This is a genomic window from Acinetobacter sp. YH12252 (assembly GCF_013417365.1).
In the GTDB taxonomy this organism is placed as follows: domain Bacteria; phylum Pseudomonadota; class Gammaproteobacteria; order Pseudomonadales; family Moraxellaceae; genus Acinetobacter; species Acinetobacter towneri.
This window is the reverse complement of sequence record NZ_VPEA01000004.1, coordinates 193491-210914: the sequence shown is the minus strand read 5'-3', so window position 1 is coordinate 210914 and position 17424 is coordinate 193491. Positions and strand designations below refer to the sequence as shown.

Here is a 17424-nt window from a genome sequence, read left to right as displayed (position 1 = left end):
AAATGCAAATAACCTTTAAACACGCGATTGCTCCCTTAACAATTTTTTTGGCGTTCTCCCTCAGCGCTTGCGAGCGCAGCAAAGTAGAACATGCAGACAAACTCAGCCCTGAAGATCAAATCATGCAAACTCAGGTCGAGCAAGCCGCGATTCAGCCCTTTGAAATGACTGCGGATGACCCGCATGATATTCAATTGCTGATGGATTATGAACAACGCCATGACCAAATGAGCAATGATTTGGAAGATGAGTTAGAACGCTTGCATGAAAGCCAACAACTCGATGCTGCATTTGCACAAAATCGCCTGCAGGACAACATTCAATCTGCCTTGAGTATGCTCAAAGAACTGGATTTAAAGACACCGCAAGGGCGTTATATTCAAGGCCTAATGAGTCATTATTGGGAACAGCAAGCGCAATATCTAGCAACTCAAAATACAACTTCTGCACCTTATCCTGTCAGTAAAGAACAACGTCAGCAAGGCTTAGCAGACTTGCTACAGGCGCAGCAACAACTAGAACATTGGCGTGGGCAATATCCACAACTTGATGAATAACGTGTTTTACGGACGCTGCTGTAAATACTGATGCACTCCTTCAGCGGCAGCGCGTCCTGTAGCAAAACAGGCTGTCAGCAAATAGCCGCCCGTTGGCGCATCCCAATCCAGCATTTCACCACAGAGAAAAACGTGTGGATTGGAATTTAACTGCAATTGTGCAGATAAAACCTCACGTTTGACTCCGCCCGCACAGCTAATTGCTTCTTCAATAGGACGAAAACCCTTTAAAGGCACCGTTAAATTTTTAATCTGCTGCGCCAATTGCATAGGTTGTTGCCAAAGTGTTTTATCCACTAGTTCACGTACAATCGCAGCCTTTGCGGCATCTAGCCGCGCCTTGCGCCATACATTGCTTAACGACTGTTTTTTAGAAGGTTGTAACTTTTGACTGAGTTGCTCAATGCTTAAATCGGGCAATAAATCTAAATATAACTGCATTGGTCGCTGTGCTTGCTGTAACTGTCGCAACGCACGCCCCTGCTTATAAATCAAGCCACTTTCCAGACCATAATGGCTAATCACAATATCGCCCATGCTCGGCTCAGTACCTTCCACCCATGCCTGCACACGTTTTAAAGGCTGCCCCAATACAGGCTGCATATAGCTCGACCAGTGACATTCCACCCCAGCATTGCTGGCCTGAAAAGGCTGAATTTCATTGGCAGACAACCAACGCTGCCATGCACCATCGCTACCCAGTTTTGACCAAGATACCGCACCGCATGCCATTACAATTGCAGCAAACTGCTGCTGCTCAGTCTGTGCCGTAGTTAAATTTAAAATACTGAGTTGATTGTGTTTTAAATCACACACCTGATGTCGATAATGAAATTGCACACTTGCATCGGCTAAACGCTTTAACCAAGCACGCAGTAAAGGGGCTGCTTTCATTTCTTGTGGAAAAATCCGCCCCGATGAACCTACATAAGATTCAATCCCTAAACCCTGCATCCAGTTTTGAATCCACGTGGCATCCCATTGCTGAATCCATGGCGCCAACCATTCCGCCTGATCATAACGCTGAATAAATTGTGCAACTGGTTCGGCATGTGAAATATTTAGACCCGTTTTGCCTGCCATCAAAAATTTACGTGCTGCTGAAGGTTTTTGCTCATAGACATGCACCTCATAGGCATACTGACTCAGCACTTCGGCAGCCATTAAGCCTGCAGGGCCTGCACCAATAATTGCAATGCGCTGTTTCATGCCTGTTTACTCGGCAACTGAGCTTGAGTCTGCGGAAGATTTTGTTTCAACTGTTTCAGCAGGCATTAAAACTGGCTGCTGTCCCTGTAAAGGCTGAAAATCATCAAAACGAGTTTGATAGCCTGCTGGCTTAGTGATACGCAATTCCTGACAACGCTCACCACGGGCTAAATATTTAATTTCAAAATGGGTACGTGCCGAATCTACAGGTACATCTTGCTGAATAAACGGCAGTTTCCACACCTCAATCAACTGCTGCTGTGCTTCTGCAATATATTCAGGAATATTACTGACCAAAGTGATGCTGCCGCCTGTTTGTAGACGTGACAGTAAAAACTCAAAAAATGGCATATTCAACCAACGCTGCGTCGCGTTATGCGGTTCTGGGTTCGGATATAAAATAAAGAATTGCTCAACTTGAGCAGGAAATAAAGCATGCACAATCCATGGAATGGCATCGGCATGCACAATCTGTAAGTTCTGCTGACCTTCAAGCTGATGCTGTTTTTGCATCGCCAAAAATTTTTCACGGGTGCGCTCAATTGCAATCAACTTGTGCTCAGGATGCTGCCCGCTAAACAATAGGGCGTGTTTACCTTTTCCGGCCCCAATTTCCACACAAACCGATTCATTGGCAATGGCTTGAAAATCACGAGGGGCATGCATACGCTGTGCTTGAAATTGACGAATTGGCATAATCAGATCAAACTTACAAAATTCGGCACAAGTCTATCAAGTCAGGTGCTATTTGCCTAATCCAATCCTGCATTTTTCATTTGGAGTTGATCATGCCACGCACTTTTCCTTGCCCTCGTTGTGGTGAACCTTCGCAATGGGAAAACAATCCATTTCGTCCTTTTTGTTCTGAGCGTTGCAAGCTCATTGATTTAGGCGCATGGGCAAATGACGAGTATCGCTTACCCACCCAAGATGCTCCGCAAGCAGAAAACTCTGAGGAATAAGCAATAAATTTCCACGCCAAATATTGCCTAAAACTACACACAGTTTCATGGAATTTTTCACATTTTTAGAAAAATTATTCAAAATTTAGTTGTTCTATAATTGCTTTCAGCAGAATTAGCACAGGTTATACTTTGCACTATTCGTGACTCCGTCACTGCACATAACAATAAAGAAAGCAAAAAATAACCTAGGAACATTTCACCATGGAAATCATGTTAAAAGGAATTGTAATGCTGTGTATTTTACTCGCCACCAGCAGTTTAGGCTTTGGACTGTACGCGCATGATTTACTCATGCTGTGCATAGGCATCTTACTGACAATTTTCACAATGCTGTTTGCAATTGAAAGCAAACAAATGCTGAATAATCCCTTTCGCAAATAAAAAAGTCAGCGACTGCTGACTTTTTCTTAAAGCATAAATACACACTGCTTTTAACCTGCTTGCCCCGCCACAAAAGGGTTGTTCTGTTTTTCAAATCCAATGGTACTGATGGGACCATGCCCCGAAATAAACTGAGTGTCATCGGGCAAACTAAAACACTCGCGCTGAATTGAATCTAATAATTGTTGATGATTCCCACGTGGAAAATCGGTGCGTCCAATCGAGCCTTTAAATAGCACATCGCCTGTCCACAAGACGCCATATTTTGCATTATAAAACATCACATGGCCTGGGGTATGCCCTGGTGCATAACGCACTTCAAAGCTTTCTTGACCCAATTGCAGCACTTCACCACCCTCTAACCACTGTGTAACCGTGACTTGTTCAGGGATAGGAAAACCATAACGTGCAGACACTTCTTGCAGTTGATCTAACCAAAAAGCATCTTCTTTCTGTGGACCAATCACAGGAACATTCCAGTAATGTTGCAACGCACCAACAGCCCCCGCATGGTCTAAATGTCCATGAGTGAGCCACAAAGCTTTCACCGTTAAACCCAACGCTTCAACTTCGGCTTTCAGCTTTTCAGGCTCACCGCCTGCATCAATCAAAATTGCTTCTTTGCTTTCTGCATCCCACACAATCGAGCAGTTTTGCTGAAAAGCGGTGACGGGAACAATTTTGACTTGCAACATGGTGGCGAACCTCAAAAATTAATGGCTTAGGTTAAGCTTTACAGCATCAAGATTAGCTTGAAGTAAATGTTTGAGCAAATCCAAATGATCGGCACGGGTATTCAGTGCAGGAATATAGGCATATTCTTTGCCACCTGCTTGTAAAAACAATTCTGCGTTTTGAATTGCCAATTCTTCTAGCGTTTCCAAACAATCTGCAGAAAAAGCAGGACTCATAATTTGCACCGACTTCACGCCCTGCTGTCCCCATTCTTCAAGTAAGACATCGGTATAGGGTTTGACCCATTCTTGTTTGCCAAAACGTGACTGGAAGCTAATTGCCCACTGATCATCATTTAAATTTAAAGCATCGGCAAGCAATTTGGCCGTGATCCGACAACGCTCTGCATACGGATCACCCTTATCGGCATACGGCTGTGGAATGCCATGAAACGACATCAATAATTTTTCTGCCACACCATGCTCGGCTTGAAATTCACGCACACTTTGCGCCAACGCCTGAATGTATAAAGGATGCTGATAATAATCACGAATGATGGATAAGCCCGGCAAATTACGCTGCTGTGGCACCCATTTGGCAACGGCATCATATAAAGGTGCAGTCGAAGTTGCCGAATATTGTGGAAATAAAGGGAACAAAATCACGTGATCTTGAGGATTTTGACTCAAAGCTGCCAAAGCCTGTTGAATACCCGGATTGCCATAGGTCATTACCGGTAGAATATTCAATTCAAACTCAGGATATAGCGGCAATAACTGCTGTTTTAAAGCATCAACCTGTTGCAACAAAATTTCCCGCATCGGTGAATCTTGCTGCCAGACCATGGCATAAGCATGTGCAACACGCTTAGGACGAAATGGCAAAATGAATAAGTTCAAAATGATTTGCCAAATCGGTTTTGGAATTTCAATCACGCGCTGATCAGACAAAAACTGCTTTAAAAAACGGCGAACCGCTGCTGCAGTCGGTTCATCAGGCGTACCTAAATTGGCTAAAAGAACGGTTACTTTGGGTTTTGCTGTAGACAACATCCAGCCCTCGTGTCTGATGATTGAGCCCGACTACTTTAACAGTTTTTTCACTCTGTATTGAGAGATTAATACGGTGTTTTAAATGAATAAACCCGATCGGTATCTAGCAAATTGCTCTCTAAAAGTTTTTGCGCTTTTGCCGTGGTTTGCCACAACATCCGCTGACGATCATCACGCCCCGCCTGCACAATCCAGTCATTTTGACGCATTTGCATTTTAATCTGATGCAAGGCCCGAATATTGATTTGGGCACGTGCAACTGCATGCGCACGTGGCATGATCCGACGTGCATCCTCCAAACCAGTTTCATTCAAATATTCATTCATGCGTTTCGAAAAATATTCTTCAGGGGTTGGATGAATAAAAGTATTGCCTAAAATTGCCAACAACTGCGCCCAACTTAAACTTCGCTCAACTTTCAGCTCTCTAAAGTTACCATCCTGATAGGCATGCATGCGATATTCAAAACGATATGATTCATTCATCGACACTTTAGATACGCTTAGAAACGGGTCTGCTTCGCGCTGTCCCACATCGGTTTCCAGCTGACGTAACTTACTTTTTAAACGTTCAATTTCATCATGCAAAGCTTGTGTATTTTGCGGGCGCACCCAACCAGAAGTCGGATAACGCTCTAGCATTTGCGACATATTAAAGCGGACAGCAAGCTCTAAATCACGCAGAGTGCGGTAGCTAAACACCTGATCGACTTCTTGTTGTAATAATTTACGGAACTCTTTGAATTTTTCACGCAATTCAGGTTTTTCATCATGTAAAGATGAATCACGTGAATCTGGGTCTTCGTGCATAAATACAATGATCGGCTTTTGCTTGGTGACTGCATAAATATACTCTAAATGCATATACCCCACGCCCGACACCGATTGCTCACCGTACTGGCTGCCCAATAGAATCACCACATAATCACAATCATCAATTTGACGGCGTGCAAATGCAGTGCTGAGTGGGGTACGTTGTTCTAAACCCCACGAAAAAAAACCCATTCCCACCAATGTTTGTGCCAAGATCACTCGTTCTGGCTGCATATCTGCCCCAGACGTCGAGATAAAGACCTGATAGCGCTTATCGAGCATTGGTTTCCCCTCTCCTATTGCCATTACAAGTCGGTCACCGTCTACTTGTAATGCCTTTCCCCAATCATAAAAAAATTATCTTAAAGTCAGTCCACAGTACTCACATTTGCGATACTCCAAGAAATATTGCCTGGAATAAGATGCTGCAACACGGGCTTTAATTGTTCTGCATTGTTCCCGCTGACATAACACGCAATTTGTAAAGTATCTGCCAAACTTTGTTCAAATAATAACTCATTTTTAATTAAAATGCGGGAAGTTTGACGCGCAACGGCAATTCCTGAGTCAATTAATGTCAGTTTCTGACCAAAAATGGACTCAATCGCAGGTTTTAGGAAAGGATAATGGGTACAACCGAGCACCAAATAGTCCGCGCCCTGATCGACCACAGGTTGCAAACTCTGCTGTAAGGAACTTAAACATGCCTCACTCATTTGCGCCCCTTGCTCAACAAAAGGCACTAAATCTAGATTGGTGACATTCAAGACTTGCACTTGAGCAGGAATCGCAAAACGCTGCATCACATCTTTAATAAGTTGTCCGCGAAAAGTCGCAGGCGTCGCAAGTACAGCCACAGTTTTGCTTTGGCTATTTAATACGGCAGGCTTTAAAGCAGGCACTAAACCAATAATGGGAAAATCTTCGCCGTAATGATCGCGCAGATAATCTAGACTAAAAGCAGAAGCAGTATTACACGCCACGACCGCAACTTTACAACCTTGTCGATATAACCATTCGATTGCAGCTGCAGTGAGTTCTCGAATATTTTGATCATCACGTGGGCCATACGGCACATGTGCAGTATCGGCATAATAAAGGATGCGCTCATTGGGCAAATATTCTGCAATTTCAATGGCAACTGACAAGCCTCCTATGCCCGAATCAAAAATACCAATTGGCGCACTGGCTTGTGCTTTTGGCATGGCTTGATTTAAGGGAGAAACAGGATGAATGGCTGTCATAGCAAGAGATTCAGCAATACAAAATGGGATGAATAAAGCTTAAACCTCAGCTGCTTAAATGCAAGTGCAAATCACCACTTTTCAACGATAAAATCGTTTCGCCCTGCGCATTTTCACTCAGCTCGCCCAATTCCACCAAATGTAAAAAAGCCGCACGCTGAATCAGGGCATTAATACCAAAACGCACATGCACATAAGGACGCAGCTCACCTGCATATTCACGCATAAAAATAGGATGCTCGGCATCAACAATCACAATATCCTGATGTGTAGTGATAAGTTGAATATAATTTTGCTGTCCGATTTCGACCACATCAACCTGATTGATGAACAAAGGCTCATCTTCTACCTGGATTTCAATTTGTTCCACTGGGGTTTTTAAATAAAACTTGCCCTGCTCTTTCCATAACACACTAGAAAACAGATCAACCAATGCCTGACGTTTGATCAATTGACCTTCGTGCCACCATTCTCCATTGGCTTTGACCAGCAAATCCATTGCTCCACAATGCTTTGGATGCCATTGCTCCAAAGGAGGGATTGATCTTTTGTGACCTGACTGTCCAGTTTTTATATATTGTGCAATGTGCATTAAATTTTTATTATCAGCCGTAGCTACATTTTCTGTCGGTTTGATTGAATTATCGTCATGCTTCATGCTGCAGTACCTTACTGACGGAAAAATAATACGATTCAGCCAATTGGCTAAGACTCGGTTTAAAACTATACTAGCTCACAATACTTACCCATACTGTAAAAGACACGATTAAATTTGTGTCTGGCAACTAAAAATACTCATGGCAGCACCGTTGCTTGATGCGGTTGCCACCTTCAATTATATGAGGAGTCCTACATGGAACACATCGAACGTGAATCGATGGAGTTTGACGTAGTCATCGTAGGCGCAGGCCCTGCGGGTCTTTCTGCTGCGATCAAAATTCGTCAACTTGCAATTGAAAACAATTTAAATGATCTGTCCGTTTGTGTGGTCGAAAAAGGCTCTGAAGTTGGTGCGCATATCCTTTCGGGTGCAATTCTTGAGCCTCGCGCCATCAACGAGTTATTTCCTAACTGGAAAGAAGAAGGTGCGCCTTTAAATGTGCCTGTGACTGAAGATAAAACTTTCTTCTTGATGTCACCTGAAAAAGCTCAGCAAGCACCGCATTGGATGGTGCCTAAAACCATGCATAACGATGGTAACTACGTGATCTCGTTAGGCAACGTGGTGCGTTGGTTAGGTCAAAAAGCCGAAGAATTAGAAGTTTCTATTTTCCCTGGCTTTGCGGCATCTGAAATTCTTTACCATGCCGATGGTACGGTTAAAGGCATCCAAACTGGTGACATGGGCATTGGTAAAGATGGCGAGCCAACGCATAACTTCACACCGGGTTATGAACTACATGCCAAATACACCATTTTCGCAGAAGGCTGTCGTGGTCATTTAGGTAAGCGTTTAATCCAGCAATTCAATTTGGATAAAGATGCCGATCCGCAACACTACGGGATTGGTATTAAAGAACTTTGGGAAATTGACCCTGCAAAACACAAACCAGGTTTAGTCATGCACGGTGCAGGCTGGCCATTAAGTGAAACAGGTTCTTCAGGCGGTTGGTGGTTATACCACGCAGAAAACAACCAAGTGACTTTGGGTATGATTGTGGACTTGTCGTATACCAACCCACACATGTATCCATTTATGGAAATGCAGCGCTGGAAAACTCACCCTCTAATTAAACAGTATCTAGAAGGCGGCAAGCGTATTTCTTATGGTGCACGTGCTGTGACCAAAGGTGGCTTTAACTCATTGCCAAAATTCACCTTCCCAGGTGGTTCTTTAATTGGTGATGATGCAGGCTTCTTAAACTTTGCCAAAATCAAAGGCTCTCATACCGCCATGAAGTCTGGCATGCTTTGCGGTGAAGCAGTATTTGAAGCGATTGCTGCAGGTGTCGCAAAAGGCGGTGACTTGGCGATTGCTCGCGTAACTGAAGGCGAAGATTTCTTTGTGAAAGAGCTAACGGCTTACACTGAAAAATTCAACAACAGCTGGCTGAAAGAAGAACTTTATAGCGCACGTAACTTTGGCCCTGCAATGCATAAGTTTGGTCAATGGATGGGTGGTGCGTTTAACTTTATCGACCAGAACGTGTTTAAAGTACCATTTACTTTGCATGATTTAGTGCCTGATTTCAGCGCACTCAAAACTGTAGATGCAACCAGCTTTAAACCGAACTATCCAAAACCAGATGGCAAGCTGACTTTTGACCGTTTATCTTCAGTGTTCGTATCGAATACCGTACATGAAGAAAATCAGCCAGCACACTTAAAGTTGACAGATACCTCTATTCCAGTGAACGTAAACTTACCTAAATGGGATGAGCCTGCACAGCGCTACTGCCCTGCGGGTGTTTATGAAATCATGGAAAATGATGATGGTTCAAAACGCTTCCAGATTAACGCAGCCAACTGTGTTCACTGTAAGACTTGTGACATTAAAGACCCATCACAGAACATCACTTGGGTAACACCTGAAGGTGGCGGTGGTCCGAATTACCCGAATATGTAATTGCGAATCGCAATTGAGAAACCCAAAAGCAGTGCCTCGGCACTGCTTTTTTATACACAGTTTACAAAATTACCAAGGTCTCATAATCCCTTACATTTTTCAGGTATTTCTCTATTCAAAAGCAGGCGATTGAATAACTTTCCTTGTTATGCTGTTTTTGCTTATTTTTTATCTTTTCTATTTTTAGTTTTTTATTTCGTTTTTTTCAGACTTGAACAACCGAAAATGTTGTTTTGTCAGCTTTTATACAATGCTATTCGGCATTTTATGCAGCACTTAGCACGGTAGCAAAATGTTGTAGATGCTGACTAAAACTGACTTGAGTGGAGTATAAAGCAGTACTTTGAGTTTTATCTTGCTCAAGCATTTGGTTGTTCTTCTTATTTTCATTAGAAGAGGAATTCCAACATGCTTAATTTAACAGACACCCTCAACCAACTTAAAAATGTGCAGGCACAACCTGCAGTCAGCTTATTTCTACCCACACATCGTACCTTTCCAGACAATCAGCAAGATGTGATTGCTCTTAAAAACCAACTTAAACAACTCGAAGAACGCCTGTTGGCAGACTATGACAAACGTCTGGTGGCACAAATTTTAGAACAGATTCATCATCAAACCAAAGATTTGAATCCCAACTACCATTTAGACAGTCTGGCTATTTTTGCCACAGCCGACAGTGCACAAGTACTGCGTCTGCCATTCCCTACCCAAGAACGTATTGTGATTGATCAACAATTTTCAGTGCGTGATTTTATTCGTGAGCTATCTTATGCAGTGCAATACTATGTGGTAGTGATCAGTCGTGAAGTTGGACGTCTGATTAAGGCCTCCAATGATCGTGTAATCCATGAGTTTTCTGTAGATGACAGCGACTTGAATGAACGACTGCCACATGGTGCATTTCCTGTTCAAAATGATAACTTATATAGCACCAGCGGTGCAGAACGTGCCACAGCCGCCAATGAAGACCGTTTACTCAAAGAGTTTTTAAACCGTGTCGATAAAAATGTGCAAACTGTACGTGCCAGTGAGCCATTGGGCTTGGTCATTGTGGGTGATCGACGCAATATCAGTTTTTATGAATCTATTTGCGACCAACCCAATGCCATTATTTTCAGTGTAGATAACGTCACTCAGCTAGAACAAGGCAGCGCACAACACATTATTGACAGTATTCAGACCGAGCTAAAAAGCCATCAACAACAATTGCATCAGCAACATGCGCAGCAACTGGATGAACTCTATGCCAGTGACCGTGTTGTGACCGATCTGCAGCAAATTTATCAGGCAGTGTTGCAAAATAATGTCGATACTTTATATGTTCAACAAGGCTACATGCAGACAGGTTGGGTCGATACCGACCAGCAACGAATTTATCTAGATCAAGCGCACGCACCTGACAGCGCACAAGCCACAGACGATGTGATCAACCATATTATTGATGCAGCACAGCAACACGCTGCCAATATCGTATTTATTCCTGCCGATTATTTACAGTCCAAAGCACCACTGACTTTAATGAGTCGCTATGCGGTCTAAAACTCAGTCCATTTGACTGTGATCTAAAAAACAGCCATGCAGATTTATCTACATGGCTGTTTCAATCAAGATTCAAACTTCTCATTCATACGCAAATCTACGCTTTTTCATGACTTTCTCATGAATAAAACGATCAATTAGAATCGAGTCGTTACCGCCAACTGTACCCGATGACTGTCGCTATGTGATCGCCCGCTATATTCATAATTCAAATTGAGAAAACTATGTTGTCCAAAGTGAAGTTGTGAACCTAAGGCAGCATGATATTGACCTTGATCGGCATGCCATGCATCAAACTTCAGTTTCTCCGCTGTGCCTACATAATGGGTATCTAAATATGCTTTTTCCTGAATCGGTTGGCTGTAATACAAGCTGCCTTGCAATTGCCATGCTGGATTCAACTGGTAATTGGCTTGCAAACCTGCACCAAAATTCCAGCGCTGCATCACCAAATCATCTAAGCTGTTGACACCATCCTGCTGAGTTTGTTCGGCATGAACATAATGTTGGAACGAAGCGTCTAAATACGGTTGAATCTGCATTTTTTGACTGAGTGGATAGCTATAATCTAGACGCAAACCTGCGGCATACATTTGTCCATCAAACTGTATTTTTTGTGCTTGAGCATGACCACGCTGCGCGTCAACATCCACCTGCATGCCTTTTAACCATGCCGCGACACTTAAATCACGATTAAGCTGCTGTGCTGTCCCCATAGTTAGTGCATAGGCTTTGCTCTGACTGCTATTTTTTGAGCCTGTTTGTACGGCATCATCTAAGTTCAGTTGACTGAAATCGGCCTGCGCTGCCAAGGTCATCCCTGCCAGTTTTGTTGCCACACCAACACCTTGATGATGACTACGGCGCTCACTATTTAAGCCGACATAATCCATATCATAACTTTGGTAATCACCCGAAAACCAAAGCTGTTTGGGTTGTGCGGTTGCCAAACGCTGTGCAAACTGACGTTCTTGCTTGCTGCTTTCTTCTGCGACATTCAAAACGGTATTGGCATAAAAACTTGGATCAAGTTGATGAAACAGTTGATTCAATGCCTGCGTAGAAACTGTACTTTCAGCAGCATTGCTATAACGTATAGTTTGAGCAAAATTGTTAAATAAGCGATTGGCAAAAACTTTTTCAGCATCTTCCAGCGTTTCTAACTGTTGTTTCTGATCAAGACTTGCTAAAACTACATCTAAATTACGGGCAACCTGAGTACGTCCTTCAAGTTCAGCAGCAAGAGCCGCCACCGTTTCAGTCGATTTACGCTTTGCCGTAATCACCACATCGGTATTGATTGTATCTGCCGCACGTACAGGCTCGCCCGTTGCATTCAGTTCAGGACGATAACTAACTTGTGTCAACTCAAATAATGGATTGCTTGAGCGATAAGCATCGAACTCACGCTGTACGCCTTGTTGCGCACGTAATACGGTAGTTTGTGAACCTTGTGCAGTAATAAGTGGCTGATCAAGTGGCACTTCATCAAACAGGTTCAAAGTCCCTGCCAAATTGGCGGTTCCCGTTACCGTCAGCAAATTGCCAAAACGTGCTTTAAAACCCGCATGTTGCTGCTGATCTGCAGCAATCTGCATCGAATAGTTGCCTGTGATGGTTAAATTGCCTTCCTTTCAAGAAATGCACTGCCTGTTTCGACTTCTAAAGTGTTTTGTGAGGGTTCAAGTTCTTGAATCGTACTACCCATCTCAACTTCAGATGTATCTTGTGGTACTTCAATATCTTGAATTGCACTATCGACCAAAACGGTGTCGGTTAAAGCAGGCTCTACTGCAGGTGGAGCTACCACATCGACAGGTTGCTCTGCTTCTGACGGAGGTGATTCAAGTGTAGGTATCGTATCAGGCTGATTGACATCATTATTTTCTAAAACGGTAGCATCATCGCTAGGTACAGCATCATTGCTGTCTAAAAGTGAATCTTCAGTTGGTGATGTATTGCCATGATCTGTACTGCCACCACTCAAACCACCACCATTGGATGATACATCGCCATGATCTAGCTCTAAATTCACAGGAGGTTGATCGGTAATGGGGGCAGATGGTGCGACAGGTTGCTCTACTCCGCTGCCAATGCCTTCATTTGTAGTCGGTTGATCTTCTTGGCTGACATTTTCTGCCCCCAACACATCAGTGACTTGAACCGTGCTTGACTGAGAGCCTGAACCCGATGAACAGCCTGAGATACTCATGGCCAATAAACACGCCACACTCAGTGGCTTTAAAGAAAAGTTTTGCTTTTTATCTAAAATCATACCGTACTCAATCAAAATGATGATAACGCAAGATTTATTGATGATTGATCACGTAAAAAATTAAGCAGATTTTGCTCAGTCTAAATGGCATATTTTTTTAAGATAAAGACAATCAGTTAAGCCCCCCAAAATTATTTTTCTTAACTTGACTACTTTAATGCGACAGCTTAATCAGCTTTTTCAGCCTTATAAAACATAAACACTGCCATATAACATTCAAACCAAGCAAAACCCCAAATCTGCTTAATTTTATCCCCAAATGTTCTGCAATCGAACTCAATAAACTGATCGCATTATAGGCTAATTTTTCCATATATTAAAAAATATTTAAAATAATTTTGTTAAAAATCAATAATTAAACAATAGACTAAACTCACACTCTAAAAATTATTTCTTATACAACACACAGAGCTTTGTTAGATTTTGCACAAGCACACAACTTGCCCTATAAATGCAGAAAAGTTGAAAAGTCCCTTAAAAAATGTGTAGCAGATAACGCAACTCGTGGATCGTTTCGCCATTTTTTAACTCAAACTGTGAAGCAGGTTGGATTGATGCAAAATTGATGAAAAATTAAAAATAAAGTTGAACGTCATGGCTAAAAACACAAAAGGCATATTTCAACTTGCATGAATTGCAAATGAAATATGCCTATATGGATCACATGACTATTTTATCGTGTTTAAATTATAGTGTTCTAAAAGTGCTGAGGCTAATTTTTGCCTATTAGCCTTTTTTCACCAAATAATGAAATTCTTTATTGCCTTGCTCATCTAAGCGTTCTTCTTGCAATAACAACTCATGCCCCAAATGCATGCAAAATTTTGGAATATCCCAAGACGTCGAATTGTCAGTTGCAAACACTTCAACCACATCGCCAGACTTAGATTTGCGAATGGCTTGATGCAGCATCATCACAGGTTCAGGGCAACGCAAACCGCGGGTATTCAGTTGAATACTAGGTGTGACAGGAAGTTCAGACATGCACAGACTCGATATTAAAACATCGGGCTAGTTTAGCATAAAGCGCAGCCTTGTTTTATGTGTTCCCGCTACGCACAGCAACACATCTCGTGACGTAATTGCCGTCATTTTCTCCCAAGATTAGCAATAGACAACTGTATTTTCTAAGGTATGATTAAGCTAAGTTTTTTAGATATAAAGAGTCTTTAGGAAAGATCATGCACGAGGAATCAGGCCCATCGTGGGGTATGCGTGGCCTAAGAAAATGGTTAGGCACTGCACCAGAAACCCGCGATGAATTGCTAAAATTAGTACAAGATTCACGTCGTTTTTTAGAACCCGATACGGTGGCAATGCTCGAAGGTGTTCTGGATTTACCTGCCACCAAAATCCGTGAAGTCATGACCCCACGTACCGCCATGATTAGCTTACAAGAAGATGATGAGCTACTCGACATTTTGCATGTACTGGTCGAATCGGCACATTCACGTTTTCCTGTGTTCTCATCTGACCAACCCGACAACGTGGTGGGGATTTTATTGGCAAAAGATTTATTGCCTTTACTGACCGAACAAAGAACCAAAGTCGATATTCGCGCCTTAATGCGTCAGCCGTTATTTGTGCCTGAAAGTGCTCGTTCAGACCAAGTATTGCGTATGCTCAAAAACACCCAAACCCATATTGCAGTGGTGATTGATGAGTATGGCACCACTTCGGGCTTGGTTACTTTAGAAGATATTTTAGAAGAAATTGTCGGTGAAATTGAAGATGAACACGACAATATTGACGAAGAAGCAGAATACATCATCCCCGATCACGACCCAAAAACGGCAAATACTTGGTTAGTACAAGCACTTACACCAATCGAACATTTTAATAATGTTTTAGATGCAGATTTTTCTGACGATGAAGTAGAAACTGTGGGCGGTTTATTGCTTCAGGAAATTGGTTTGGTGAGTGATTTGCAAGGACAAGTGATTGTGATTGGCAACTGGGAATTTACCATTCTTGAAGCAGATGCCCGCACTATTCATCTGATTCGAGCCGTACGTCAATGAGGACTTTTTTTTCCAAGCTGTCTAATCCTGCAGAACATCAACAACTGCCCTTAATTTATCCATTAATCATTGCCCTATTGGCAGGTGCAGTGTTTAGTTTGGCACTTGCTCCCTATCATTACTGGTGGATTGCCTTACTTTCACCTGCTTTGCTGTATGCGACTTTAAGCAAACGCACCCCGAAACAGGCCTTTTTGATTGGTTGGTCTTACGGGATTGGGTTGTGGTTTGTCGGAGCATTTTGGCTCTATACATCCATTCACGTCTATGGCGACACCAATGCCTTTTTAAGCGTGCTGATGATTGTCATTATGGCGCTGTTGATGGGTTTGTTTACTGCCGCACAAACGTGGTTATATCGTCGGTTTTTCCCTGAAACACCACTGACTTTTGCACCGCTATGGGTATTTTTTGAATGGGCGAAAACTTGGGTCTTTACAGGTTTTCCATGGCTGTTTGCAGGTTATGCCTTCACCGAACGCTTTTTGGATAGCTATGCACCGTTGTTTGGTATTTTCGGGGTGTCTTTTGTGGTCATCTTGCTGGCCTGTGCGTTGGTTGAAGTCCTTAAAAAGCGTATCTTCTGGCTGATTCCATCGGCAATTTTACTTTTGGGTGCATGGGGTGCAGCACAACTCAGTTTTGTAACTGCAAAATCTGAAAAGCCACTCTCGGTTTCTCTGATTCAAGGCAACATTCCTCAAGACTTAAAGTGGCTAACCGAATACCAAATTAAGACCTTGGAAATTTATACCCGCTTGACCCGAACTGAATGGGGACGCGACATTATTGTTTGGCCTGAATCATCCATTCCAATGTTCCAGACCGATATTGAACCGTTTTTGGATGCCATGAAAACACAGGCTGAAAAAACGGGCAGTTCGTGGGTGACAGGTATTCCGTATTGGGACTTGCCTGAATCACAAGTGCAGCAACATCCAATGTATTACAACAGCATTATGGCAACGGGAGATGCGGCTGAAGGCTTGTATAAAAAGCAGCGTCTGGTGCCTTTTGGTGAATATATTCCGCTTTCAGGCTTACTGAGTTGGGTACTACCTGCGATGCAAAATGACCCATCCATGAGTGGTTTTTCACGTGGAGCGTCTGAGCAAAAACCGCTTGCAATTAAACAGCATCATTTGGGGGCAGCCATTTGTTATGAGGTGGCTTATCCGAACCTGACCCGCCGCAATGCTAGCCAAAGTGACTTTTTGGTAACAGTATCCAATGATGCTTGGTTTACGGGTACTGCAGGGCCATTGCAACATTTACAAATGGTACAAATGCGCGCCAAAGAAAATGGACGCTGGTTTGTTCGTGCCACCAATACAGGTGTGACCGCATTTATTGACCATCATGGGCATATTGTCAAACAAGCGCCAATGGATCAGGAATTTGTGCTGCGTGGTGATCTGCCTGCCATGCAAGGTCAAACACTGTATACCCAACTCAGCGATTGGCCTGTGCTGATTTTCTCATTGCTGTTGTTAATTATGGGGTGGATTTATCGACCACGTCAGGTGGATGTGTCGTTTAAATCACGTCGTTAATAGTACTGTTCAATAGCGGCTAGAAATAACCATTCATAAAAAAACCGAGCATTAAGCGCTCGGTTTTTTTGGAGTTCACTGAATCAATATATAGACTCAACTCATCTTCTATTAAGGCTGATAATAAATGTCGGCATCGGTACCTTCACCACCCTGCTGACCATCTGCACCAAAAGAATATAAATCAAATGGGCGACCTTCTGAACCCGGAATCACATATTGGATGTCATTATCCCAACTGTCTTTCGGATAGCCCCCTTTCACATAACCGCCTGGCAACCAGTTTTTAGCCGAAGCAGGCTGATTCACCAAGGCGTCTAAACCACCGTCTTGCATTGAAGGATATTTTTGATTATCGAGTTTGTATTGATCGAGTGCGCCAGCCACACCTTTTAAAGTAATAACCGTAGTATCTACTTTGGCTTTTTCACCACGTCCCATTACGTTCGGTACGATTAAAGCCGCCAACACACCTAAAATTACAATCACCACCATGACTTCAATCAGGGTAAAACCAGACTGTTTACTCGGTTGCTTCTGTTTCATTCAATCTCTCTCATTTATTTATATCA

18 protein-coding genes are annotated in these 17424 nt (G+C 42.8%); 7 read left to right on the top strand and 11 right to left on the bottom strand.

Annotated elements, in window-relative coordinates; all coding sequences use genetic code 11:
• Nucleotides 1–2: 2 nt before the first annotated feature.
• Nucleotides 3–557 (top strand): hypothetical protein, encoded by a 555-nt coding sequence (locus FTV28_RS06075; RefSeq protein WP_096901318.1) that lies wholly within the window; start codon nt 3–5, stop codon nt 555–557.
• A gap of 6 nt (nt 558–563) precedes the next feature.
• Here FTV28_RS06075 and FTV28_RS06070 read toward each other — a convergent pair whose 3' ends face one another.
• Together FTV28_RS06070 and FTV28_RS06065 are read right to left on the bottom strand one after the other, a co-directional pair.
• Entirely contained in the window at nt 564–1766 is a 1203-nt protein-coding gene (locus tag FTV28_RS06070) for a TIGR03862 family flavoprotein (RefSeq protein WP_179989718.1), read from the bottom strand.
• Between the two features lie 6 nt (nt 1767–1772).
• Complete coding sequence (locus FTV28_RS06065) at nt 1773–2468, bottom strand: tRNA (guanine-N(7)-)-methyltransferase (protein ID WP_257222811.1); 696 nt, start codon at nt 2466–2468, stop codon at nt 1773–1775.
• Between the two features lie 86 nt (nt 2469–2554).
• On the opposite strand from FTV28_RS06065, the gene FTV28_RS06060 reads away from it, so the two are divergent.
• Together FTV28_RS06060 and FTV28_RS06055 are read left to right on the top strand one after the other, a co-directional pair.
• Nucleotides 2555–2728 (top strand): DNA gyrase inhibitor YacG, encoded by a 174-nt coding sequence (locus FTV28_RS06060; RefSeq protein ID WP_004975985.1) that lies wholly within the window; start codon nt 2555–2557, stop codon nt 2726–2728.
• Nucleotides 2729–2932: 204 nt separating this feature from the next.
• Nucleotides 2933–3112: a hypothetical protein gene (locus FTV28_RS06055; protein WP_179989714.1), complete on the top strand. Its 180-nt coding sequence runs from the start codon at nt 2933–2935 to the stop codon at nt 3110–3112.
• 50 nt (nt 3113–3162) lie between these two features.
• Here FTV28_RS06055 and FTV28_RS06050 read toward each other — a convergent pair whose 3' ends face one another.
• From FTV28_RS06050 to FTV28_RS06030, 5 genes are all read right to left on the bottom strand, one after another.
• Entirely contained in the window at nt 3163–3807 is a 645-nt protein-coding gene (locus tag FTV28_RS06050) for an MBL fold metallo-hydrolase (protein WP_131261085.1), read from the bottom strand.
• Nucleotides 3808–3825: 18 nt separating this feature from the next.
• Nucleotides 3826–4839, bottom strand: coding sequence for a ferrochelatase (gene hemH / locus FTV28_RS06045; RefSeq protein ID WP_104852985.1), 1014 nt, complete (start codon nt 4837–4839; stop codon nt 3826–3828).
• Between the two features lie 65 nt (nt 4840–4904).
• Nucleotides 4905–5933, bottom strand: a complete 1029-nt coding sequence (locus FTV28_RS06040; protein ID WP_096901324.1) for a DUF4062 domain-containing protein — start codon at nt 5931–5933, stop codon at nt 4905–4907.
• 86 nt (nt 5934–6019) lie between these two features.
• A complete protein-coding gene (gene murI, locus FTV28_RS06035; protein ID WP_004975969.1) occupies nt 6020–6895 on the bottom strand; it encodes a glutamate racemase in 876 nt (291 codons plus the stop codon).
• Between the two features lie 46 nt (nt 6896–6941).
• On the bottom strand, nt 6942–7553 hold the full coding sequence (locus FTV28_RS06030; RefSeq protein WP_004975967.1) for a DUF1285 domain-containing protein: 612 nt from the start codon (nt 7551–7553) through the stop codon (nt 6942–6944).
• 195 nt (nt 7554–7748) lie between these two features.
• Between FTV28_RS06030 and FTV28_RS06025 the strand changes: the two genes are divergently transcribed.
• Together FTV28_RS06025 and FTV28_RS06020 are read left to right on the top strand one after the other, a co-directional pair.
• Complete coding sequence (locus tag FTV28_RS06025) at nt 7749–9461, top strand: electron transfer flavoprotein-ubiquinone oxidoreductase (RefSeq protein ID WP_004975965.1); 1713 nt, start codon at nt 7749–7751, stop codon at nt 9459–9461.
• Nucleotides 9462–9869: 408 nt separating this feature from the next.
• Nucleotides 9870–11003 carry a hypothetical protein gene (locus FTV28_RS06020; RefSeq protein ID WP_104852982.1) on the top strand — a complete coding sequence of 378 codons (1134 nt, stop codon included), beginning with the start codon at nt 9870–9872 and terminating at the stop codon, nt 11001–11003.
• Nucleotides 11004–11140: 137 nt separating this feature from the next.
• On the opposite strand, the gene FTV28_RS06015 is transcribed toward FTV28_RS06020, so the two are convergent.
• The 3 genes from FTV28_RS06015 to tusA form a co-directional block, all read right to left on the bottom strand.
• Nucleotides 11141–12601, bottom strand: a complete 1461-nt coding sequence (locus tag FTV28_RS06015; protein ID WP_131261087.1) for an autotransporter outer membrane beta-barrel domain-containing protein — start codon at nt 12599–12601, stop codon at nt 11141–11143.
• Nucleotides 12602–12621: 20 nt separating this feature from the next.
• On the bottom strand, nt 12622–13278 hold the full coding sequence (locus FTV28_RS06010) for a hypothetical protein (RefSeq protein WP_154321099.1): 657 nt from the start codon (nt 13276–13278) through the stop codon (nt 12622–12624).
• A 726-nt stretch (nt 13279–14004) separates the two neighbouring features.
• Nucleotides 14005–14262, bottom strand: a complete 258-nt coding sequence (gene tusA, locus FTV28_RS06005; protein ID WP_004975955.1) for a sulfurtransferase TusA — start codon at nt 14260–14262, stop codon at nt 14005–14007.
• Nucleotides 14263–14459: 197 nt separating this feature from the next.
• On the opposite strand from tusA, the gene FTV28_RS06000 reads away from it, so the two are divergent.
• Both FTV28_RS06000 and lnt read left to right on the top strand, forming a co-directional pair.
• Nucleotides 14460–15299, top strand: a complete 840-nt coding sequence (locus FTV28_RS06000) for a CBS domain-containing protein (RefSeq protein WP_004975954.1) — start codon at nt 14460–14462, stop codon at nt 15297–15299.
• Nucleotides 15296–16852: an apolipoprotein N-acyltransferase gene (gene lnt, locus FTV28_RS05995; RefSeq protein WP_179989712.1), complete on the top strand. Its 1557-nt coding sequence runs from the start codon at nt 15296–15298 to the stop codon at nt 16850–16852. The genes FTV28_RS06000 and lnt overlap by 4 nt, the downstream gene beginning before the upstream one ends.
• Before the next feature lie 111 nt (nt 16853–16963).
• On the opposite strand, the gene gspG is transcribed toward lnt, so the two are convergent.
• Nucleotides 16964–17398 (bottom strand): type II secretion system major pseudopilin GspG, encoded by a 435-nt coding sequence (gene gspG, locus FTV28_RS05990; RefSeq protein ID WP_004975950.1) that lies wholly within the window; start codon nt 17396–17398, stop codon nt 16964–16966.
• Nucleotides 17399–17424 lie beyond the last annotated feature (26 nt).

Bases quoted from the DNA above. Each gene is read 5' to 3' on its own strand.
- FTV28_RS06075 (WP_096901318.1), top strand. From the start codon at position 3: ATGCAAATAACCTTTAAACACGCGATTGCTCCCTTAACAATTTTTTTG.
- FTV28_RS06070 (WP_179989718.1), bottom strand. From the start codon at position 1,766: ATGAAACAGCGCATTGCAATTATTGGTGCAGGCCCTGCAGGCTTAATG.
- FTV28_RS06060 (WP_004975985.1), top strand. From the start codon at position 2,555: ATGCCACGCACTTTTCCTTGCCCTCGTTGTGGTGAACCTTCGCAATGG.
- FTV28_RS06055 (WP_179989714.1), top strand. From the start codon at position 2,933: ATGGAAATCATGTTAAAAGGAATTGTAATGCTGTGTATTTTACTCGCC.
- FTV28_RS06050 (WP_131261085.1), bottom strand. From the start codon at position 3,807: ATGTTGCAAGTCAAAATTGTTCCCGTCACCGCTTTTCAGCAAAACTGC.
- hemH (WP_104852985.1), bottom strand. From the start codon at position 4,839: ATGTTGTCTACAGCAAAACCCAAAGTAACCGTTCTTTTAGCCAATTTA.
- FTV28_RS06040 (WP_096901324.1), bottom strand. From the start codon at position 5,933: ATGCTCGATAAGCGCTATCAGGTCTTTATCTCGACGTCTGGGGCAGAT.
- murI (WP_004975969.1), bottom strand. From the start codon at position 6,895: ATGACAGCCATTCATCCTGTTTCTCCCTTAAATCAAGCCATGCCAAAA.
- FTV28_RS06030 (WP_004975967.1), bottom strand. From the start codon at position 7,553: ATGAAGCATGACGATAATTCAATCAAACCGACAGAAAATGTAGCTACG.
- FTV28_RS06025 (WP_004975965.1), top strand. From the start codon at position 7,749: ATGGAACACATCGAACGTGAATCGATGGAGTTTGACGTAGTCATCGTA.
- FTV28_RS06020 (WP_104852982.1), top strand. From the start codon at position 9,870: ATGCTTAATTTAACAGACACCCTCAACCAACTTAAAAATGTGCAGGCA.
- FTV28_RS06015 (WP_131261087.1), bottom strand. From the start codon at position 12,601: ATGCAGATTGCTGCAGATCAGCAGCAACATGCGGGTTTTAAAGCACGT.
- FTV28_RS06010 (WP_154321099.1), bottom strand. From the start codon at position 13,278: ATGATTTTAGATAAAAAGCAAAACTTTTCTTTAAAGCCACTGAGTGTG.
- tusA (WP_004975955.1), bottom strand. From the start codon at position 14,262: ATGTCTGAACTTCCTGTCACACCTAGTATTCAACTGAATACCCGCGGT.
- FTV28_RS06000 (WP_004975954.1), top strand. From the start codon at position 14,460: ATGCACGAGGAATCAGGCCCATCGTGGGGTATGCGTGGCCTAAGAAAA.
- lnt (WP_179989712.1), top strand. From the start codon at position 15,296: ATGAGGACTTTTTTTTCCAAGCTGTCTAATCCTGCAGAACATCAACAA.
- gspG (WP_004975950.1), bottom strand. From the start codon at position 17,398: ATGAAACAGAAGCAACCGAGTAAACAGTCTGGTTTTACCCTGATTGAA.